Below are 6,276 nucleotides of genomic sequence, written 5' to 3' on the forward strand. Positions count from 1 at the left end.
TAACCAGTTTCTATTCCCTCCTGCATAAAGAGGTTAAAAAATTCTAAAAGCCATTTTCTAAATATTTTAATCCTATCATCCTTCTATCCTAAAAATCTTAGTTTATTTTTGCTAATATTTTTATCAAAATGAGTGTTTACATTTTAGTTGCTTCTATAGTTATTCTTTTAATTGCTGTTCTGCTGTTCTTAAAGAAACCGGGTAATGCAGTTTATGCAGATGAATTGCTGCGCTTAAAAAATGAAAATCAGTCGCTTAATATTGAACTGGCAAAAGCGGAGCAATATTCAATTGGGTTAATAGCCGAAAAAGATAGTATCACGTCCCTTTTAAAAGAAGAAAAGAACAGGCTGCTGGATGAACTGATATATGAGCGCTCACAACTGGCGGCTGCTAATCAATCATTAGAAAGTGCGCGGGCTTATTATAAATCGCAGCAGGAGAAGATCCAGGAGCAAAAAATTGAGGTAGACCAGATCAGGAAAGATTTTCAGCTGGAATTTCAAAACATTGCCAATAAGCTGCTGGATGAAAAATCGCAGAAATTTATTGAAACCAACCGCTCCAATCTTGATATCCTTTTAAATCCGCTTAAAGAAAATATCAAGGCTTTTGAGGAAAAGGTGGAGAAAGTTTACAACATGGAAGCTGCCGAGCGCAATACGCTTAAAGGCGTAATCACCCAGCTGATGGACCTGAATAAACTGATCAGCAACGAAGCGCAGAATTTAACAAAAGCACTAAAAGGCGATAATAAAAAACAGGGAAACTGGGGCGAGGTGATCCTTGAAAAGGTGCTGGAGCGATCTGGCCTGGTAAAAGGCCAGGAATACCGTTTACAAGCCAGTATTGTTGATTTGGATGGTTTGCGCTTGCAGCCGGATGCCATTATTGATCTGCCGGATGATAAACACCTGGTTATTGACTCAAAAGTTTCCCTTATTGCTTATGAACGTTTGGTAAATGCAGAAACCGAGGAGGAGCGTAAAATCCATTCAAAAGCGCATGTTGAATCAATCCGCGCGCATGTAAATGGGTTATCGGCCAAAAATTACCATGACCTGTATCAGATCAACTCACCCGATTTTGTTTTGCTTTTTGTGCCGATAGAATCGTCATTCAGCTTTGCTGTACAAATAGATGCCGAGCTATTCAGTGATGCCTGGGATAGGCGGGTGGTAATTGTAAGTCCGTCGACCTTACTGGCTACTTTGCGCACTATTGCCAGTATCTGGAAGCAGGAGCGGCAGAACCGGAACGTTTTGGAAATTGCCCGGTTAAGCGGCGTTATGTATGATAAGTTTGTGGGCTTTGTGGGCGATATGGAAGGGATCGGTAAAAATATTAAGCAAAGTCAAAGTGCCTATGACAATGCATTTAATAAGTTGGTTGAGGGCAATGGGAATTTGACCAGGACGGCGGAAAAGATCAAGAGTTTAGGAGCAAAGGCGAATAAGCAGATAGATCAGAAATATGTAGAAGCCACCCAGCCCCCTGAAGAGGGAGCTTTTGATTAGCGGGGTTGCTCTTTATTTCTTGTAATTGCCGACAAATATGGCGTGCGATTGACAAGCTATCAATGATAGGTGGCTTAGCTATTACTAATAACCGGATGCAGATAAAAATCTTTTAATTATGCACCACCGGCACAAACTCCGGCAGCTCATTTATCAACCCCTGTTGCTCAAATACAACCTGTAGCGCTATCTTTTTACCAGGTAATTGCTTCGCAGGCAACTGTACTTTTTCTAAAGCAGCCATAACCGGCATAGGGTCAAAGTCAAATACAACACTGCGGTTTTGTTTATCAATAGCTGTATGGATGAATGCCAGCTCATACTCCATTACCTTTTCCAGGTAAGGAATATTGAGCTTGCTTGAACAGAGATAAGCCGAAAATTGCTCCGCCAAAACAACCGGCAGCAGTTCGGGGAAGCCGCTATTGAAAAAGTCGTTTATATAAATATTAAAGATCTCCTCGCCAACAGAAAGTCTTAATAAACGGGTAGTAAGCTTTAACATCGAAATCAGTAACGATCCCCGGAAGTTAAAAACAAGGTCTTTAACTATGGCTATTCCTTTGTCCTGCAACAGTTCTTTAGCCAGTGCATTTTCCGGGTTTCTGCCTAAAATAAGATTGCCAATTGTATGCTCCCATTCCTTTACCGGGATACTTTCGTCAAAAACATGGTCACCGCCTCTAAGCGGGACTCTCCAGCTTTTATAATGACTTCCCTTTTTATCCCAGATCCTGCGCATTTTTACCAATTGCTCCCTTATCTCTGCTTCCGGCACCTTCATAAAATAATCAGGTGTAATTTCAAACATCAGCGCCTTCAAATTCGGCAGCTTGCCAACCACATATTCAAGTATTCCCATCAATTCATCGTCAGACGCCCCGCTATGTGCATCAAGGTAATAGTCTTTATAATATATTCCACTGGCCACATGAAGCTCAATAACGCGTTCGTAATCCAGGTATTCTAAAAACTCTTTTACGCTTTGCCTGCCATTTCTTTGGTTGGTAAGAATATTGTGGAGATCGAGCAGGATATGACAATCGGCCGCTTCGGCAATGCGGTTTACAAATAAGCCATCGGGCATTTCATTTTTGCGGGGCTGCAAGTAATTAACACCGGTTTCAAAAGCAAAAGGCCGGTTCATTTGGTCCCGGTAGTTTTGAATATTAGCCACAGCAGTTTTTATACTTTCGGTAGTTTGTACGGGCGGAAGCAGAAACCCGGCATTTACATCGCGGCCATCCTCATTAAAAAAATTAAAGCTCAGGTGTTCGCTTACCCATTCGGGGTTTAGTTCTGCGGCTTGCTGCCGTAAGGTGTTAAAATGTTCAGGCGGTGGCAAAAATGTTCCACCCACGGGATATCCTACCCCATGAAACAGTTTAGGCCGGTTGTACGTCCTTAGGAAATCTGTTACTTCGGGGTTGTATTTGAATACATTGCACTCATCATTTTTATCATACCAGAATGTTTGTGGCTCAATCTCAACAACATCTATTAATGACGAGTGCAATGCAAGGAAATCTTCAAACCCCTGGAAGTAGATCAGTCCCACGCCGAGTTCATCCAGGTTATTCAAAGCAATTAAAATTTTGCGCCAACATTTATCCCTTTAACATCAATGCGGGCTGCTATCATTTCAGTTTCATCAATAAACTGGAAATGAAAACCTGAATAACATCCCGGACAACCTACAAGGCCCAAAATTTCTTTAGTTACCTCGTGTGTTTGCGCAAGTGTCATTTTTGGCGGCACCGATACATAAATAGGTGTAGCCTTTGAAAATTTTCTTGTTGCCATAATATTAGTATTTGTAATTGCCTGCCTACTCTGTTCACCCTTTTCGGCTTACGGGGGGGCTGACATGTTTTTACATAGGTAGATGTAAATGCATTCCAGCCGTTTCTTTTTTATCAAAAAATTACATGAACGCCCTGCGGTTCAGTACAATAATTTATGCTTATTTATCATCGGTAAAAGTAGTGCGCGATACGGGGGTAAACAAGCGTGCTACCACCTGATTATGAAGAGGGAAGTACGCTATTGTGCTGAGTATAAATACGTTTGTTACGGGATGTTTTTACGCGGGAGAGGTGATATTGTCCGGTGATTATATTGGCCCGCCCGCTTCTATCAGCGGGAACGCCCTTATTCAGTTGGCAGTTTTGAGTTGGCAGTTTGCAGCGAAGGATCGCCTCACCTTTCTGCCTTCAGACGCGAAGCATTGCGTCTCCTACAAAATCATACCGCACATTCCAACCTTCCAACAAAAAACCAGTGCAATCCTAATTTCCAATCCTTGCAATCACACTTAAAAGCGTTCCAACTTTCCAACAAAAAAATCAGTGAAATCACAATTCCTTAATCGGTGAAATCATAATCACAAAAAACCCTTGCAATTATCCCAAAAAGCCCTATCTTTGCAGTCCCGAAAATGCGGGGTATAATAAACGTTTAATAAATTTAATTTAAAGCAAGTGAATACGTTAAGTTACAAAACTGTCTCAGCCAACAAAAAAACCGTTAACAAACAATGGGTTGTTGTTGACGCACAAGGCGAGATTTTGGGGCGCTTGTCTACGAAGATCGCAATGATCATCCGTGGAAAAACCAAGCCTGATTTCACCCCGAACGTAGACTGCGGCGATAATGTTATAGTTATCAATGCAGACAAGGTAAAACTGACCGGAAACAAATTCAGCGACAAGCGCTATGTTTCTTACACTGGTTACCCAGGTGGTCAGCGTTTCATTTCTCCTAAGGAGTTAATGGCAAAGCATCCAACACGCGTAATTGAAAAAGCCGTGCGTGGTATGTTACCTAAAAATCGTTTGGGCCGCGCCTTATTTGGCAATCTGCATGTTTATGCAGGTGCCGAGCATCCTCATGCAGCACAAAACCCTACAGCCATTTAACTTTTAATTTTAAAGTAGAAAAGAAATGCCAACAACTAACACTTCCGGCAGAAGAAAAACAGCCGTAGCACGTATTTACCTTAGTGAAGGTAGTGGTGCAATTATCGTAAACGGTAAAGATTACAAAGAATACTTCCCAACATTGCCATTACAGTACATCGTTACTCAGTCAACTGAGGTTTCCGGCTCAACCGGATTATTTGATGTTAAAGTTAATGTTGCAGGTGGTGGTGTAAAAGGACAGGCAGAAGCCGTTCGTTTAGCTATCGCAAAAGCTATTGTTGAACTTGACGCTGATAAGAAGCCTTCACTGCGCGCTAAAGGTTTAATGACACGTGATGACCGTATGGTTGAGCGTAAAAAACCAGGACGCAAGAAAGCACGTAAGAAATTCCAATTCAGTAAACGTTAATCAAAGGAGGACAACAAAATGGCAAGAACAACATACGACGAATTACTGGATGCAGGTGTACACTTTGGCCACCTTACCCGCAAATGGGATCCAAAAATGTCTCAGTACATTTTTATGGAGCGCAACGGTATTCATATTATCGACTTAAATAAAACCTTAACTAAGGTTGAAGAAGCTGCTGCAGCTATAAAACAAATTGTAAAATCAGGACGTAAAGTATTATTTGTTGCTACCAAAAAGCAGGCAAAAGATATCGTTGCTGAATATTCAAAATCAGTAAACATGCCTTTCATAACCGAACGTTGGTTAGGTGGTATGTTAACTAACTTCGCTACCGTACGCAAGTCGATCAAAAAGATGTCAAACATCGATAAGTTGACTAAAGACGGTACCTACAGCAATCTTTCTAAAAAAGAAAGACTGATGATACAGCGTGAGCGTATTAAATTAGAAACTTTGTTAGGTGGTATAGCTGATCTGAACCGCTTACCTGCTGCATTGTTTTTGATCGACGTTAAGAAAGAGCACATCGCGGTTTCAGAAGCGTTAAAGTTAAACATCCCTACATTTGCTATGGTTGATACTAACTCTGACCCTTCAAACATCGATTTCCCAATTCCTGCTAATGACGATGCTACCAAATCAATTTCATTGATCACCGGTATTATTATCAAAGCTATTGAAGAAGGCTTGGAAGAACGTAAACGCGAGAAAGAAGACGAAGCAGAAAAAGAAGCAGCACAAGCAAAAGCTAAAGCAGACGCTCCTGAAGTTGCTGACAGAACTCCAAATGAAGGTGGAAAAAGAAATCGTAAAGTAGCTGTTGAAGCTGATGCTGCGGTTACTGACGAAACACCATCTGCTGAGAGTACAGAAGAATAATTATTATAAGTTATAAAGGTTGTAGAAGTTGTAAAAGTTACAACCCTTACAACCTTTATAACATTTACAACATTTTAAACTTACAAGGAAATGTCTACAGTACAAATATCTGCATCCGATGTAAATAAACTGCGCCAGCAAACTGGTGCCGGTATGATGGATTGCAAAAAAGCTTTAACCGAAACTAACGGGGATTTTGAAGCAGCTATCGATTTTTTAAGAAAAAAAGGTGCTAAAGTGGCTGCAAGCCGCCAGGACAGAGATTCAAACGAAGGTGTGGTAATTGCACGTACATCTGAAGATTTTAAACGCGGTGTTATCATCGAGTTAAATTGTGAAACAGATTTTGTTGCTAAAAATGCTGAGTTTGTTGCTTTTGCTAACGCGATTGCTAATATAGCTGTTGAAGGTAAACCTGCTACCATTGAAGATCTTTATGCGCTTGAAATAGATATTGAAAACGTGCGTGTTAAAATTGGCGATGCGATTATCGATAAAACAGGAAAGATTGGTGAGAAGATCGGCGTATCAAAATATGAAGTAGTTG

Annotated in this window: 7 protein-coding genes; 5 read left to right on the plus strand and 2 right to left on the minus strand. The window is 40.9% G+C overall.

Annotation, left to right across the window (positions count from 1 at the left end):
• Nucleotides 1-128: 128 nt before the first annotated feature.
• Nucleotides 129-1,517, plus strand: a complete 1,389-nt coding sequence (locus JWQ54_RS29075) for a DNA recombination protein RmuC (protein ID WP_299591666.1) — start codon at nucleotides 129-131, stop codon at nucleotides 1,515-1,517.
• 112 nt (nucleotides 1,518-1,629) lie between these two features.
• On the opposite strand, the gene JWQ54_RS29080 is transcribed toward JWQ54_RS29075, so the two are convergent.
• Complete coding sequence (locus tag JWQ54_RS29080) at nucleotides 1,630-3,099, minus strand: DUF692 family multinuclear iron-containing protein (protein WP_299591669.1); 1,470 nt, start codon at nucleotides 3,097-3,099, stop codon at nucleotides 1,630-1,632.
• A gap of 5 nt (nucleotides 3,100-3,104) precedes the next feature.
• Nucleotides 3,105-3,320 carry a hypothetical protein gene (locus JWQ54_RS29085; RefSeq protein ID WP_299591672.1) on the minus strand — a complete coding sequence of 72 codons (216 nt, stop codon included), beginning with the start codon at nucleotides 3,318-3,320 and terminating at the stop codon, nucleotides 3,105-3,107.
• Between the two features lie 677 nt (nucleotides 3,321-3,997).
• On the opposite strand from JWQ54_RS29085, the gene rplM reads away from it, so the two are divergent.
• The 4 genes from rplM to tsf form a co-directional block, all read left to right on the plus strand.
• Nucleotides 3,998-4,435 (plus strand): 50S ribosomal protein L13, encoded by a 438-nt coding sequence (gene rplM, locus JWQ54_RS29090; protein WP_299591675.1) that lies wholly within the window; start codon nucleotides 3,998-4,000, stop codon nucleotides 4,433-4,435.
• A gap of 25 nt (nucleotides 4,436-4,460) precedes the next feature.
• Nucleotides 4,461-4,847 (plus strand): 30S ribosomal protein S9, encoded by a 387-nt coding sequence (gene rpsI / locus JWQ54_RS29095; RefSeq protein ID WP_299591678.1) that lies wholly within the window; start codon nucleotides 4,461-4,463, stop codon nucleotides 4,845-4,847.
• Between the two features lie 18 nt (nucleotides 4,848-4,865).
• Nucleotides 4,866-5,729, plus strand: a complete 864-nt coding sequence (gene rpsB, locus JWQ54_RS29100) for a 30S ribosomal protein S2 (RefSeq protein ID WP_299591681.1) — start codon at nucleotides 4,866-4,868, stop codon at nucleotides 5,727-5,729.
• Nucleotides 5,730-5,819: 90 nt separating this feature from the next.
• Nucleotides 5,820-6,276: translation elongation factor Ts (gene tsf / locus JWQ54_RS29105; RefSeq protein WP_299591684.1), on the plus strand; the 457-nt coding region annotated here is incomplete at its 3' end.

This window comes from Mucilaginibacter sp., assembly GCF_028288225.1.
Classification (GTDB): domain Bacteria; phylum Bacteroidota; class Bacteroidia; order Sphingobacteriales; family Sphingobacteriaceae; genus Mucilaginibacter.

Excerpts from the sequence above, each read along its gene's own strand:
- JWQ54_RS29075 (WP_299591666.1), top strand. The coding sequence starts at position 129 with ATGAGTGTTTACATTTTAGTTGCTTCTATAGTTATTCTTTTAATTGCT.
- JWQ54_RS29085 (WP_299591672.1), bottom strand. The coding sequence starts at position 3,320 with ATGGCAACAAGAAAATTTTCAAAGGCTACACCTATTTATGTATCGGTG.
- rpsI (WP_299591678.1), top strand. The coding sequence starts at position 4,461 with ATGCCAACAACTAACACTTCCGGCAGAAGAAAAACAGCCGTAGCACGT.
- rpsB (WP_299591681.1), top strand. The coding sequence starts at position 4,866 with ATGGCAAGAACAACATACGACGAATTACTGGATGCAGGTGTACACTTT.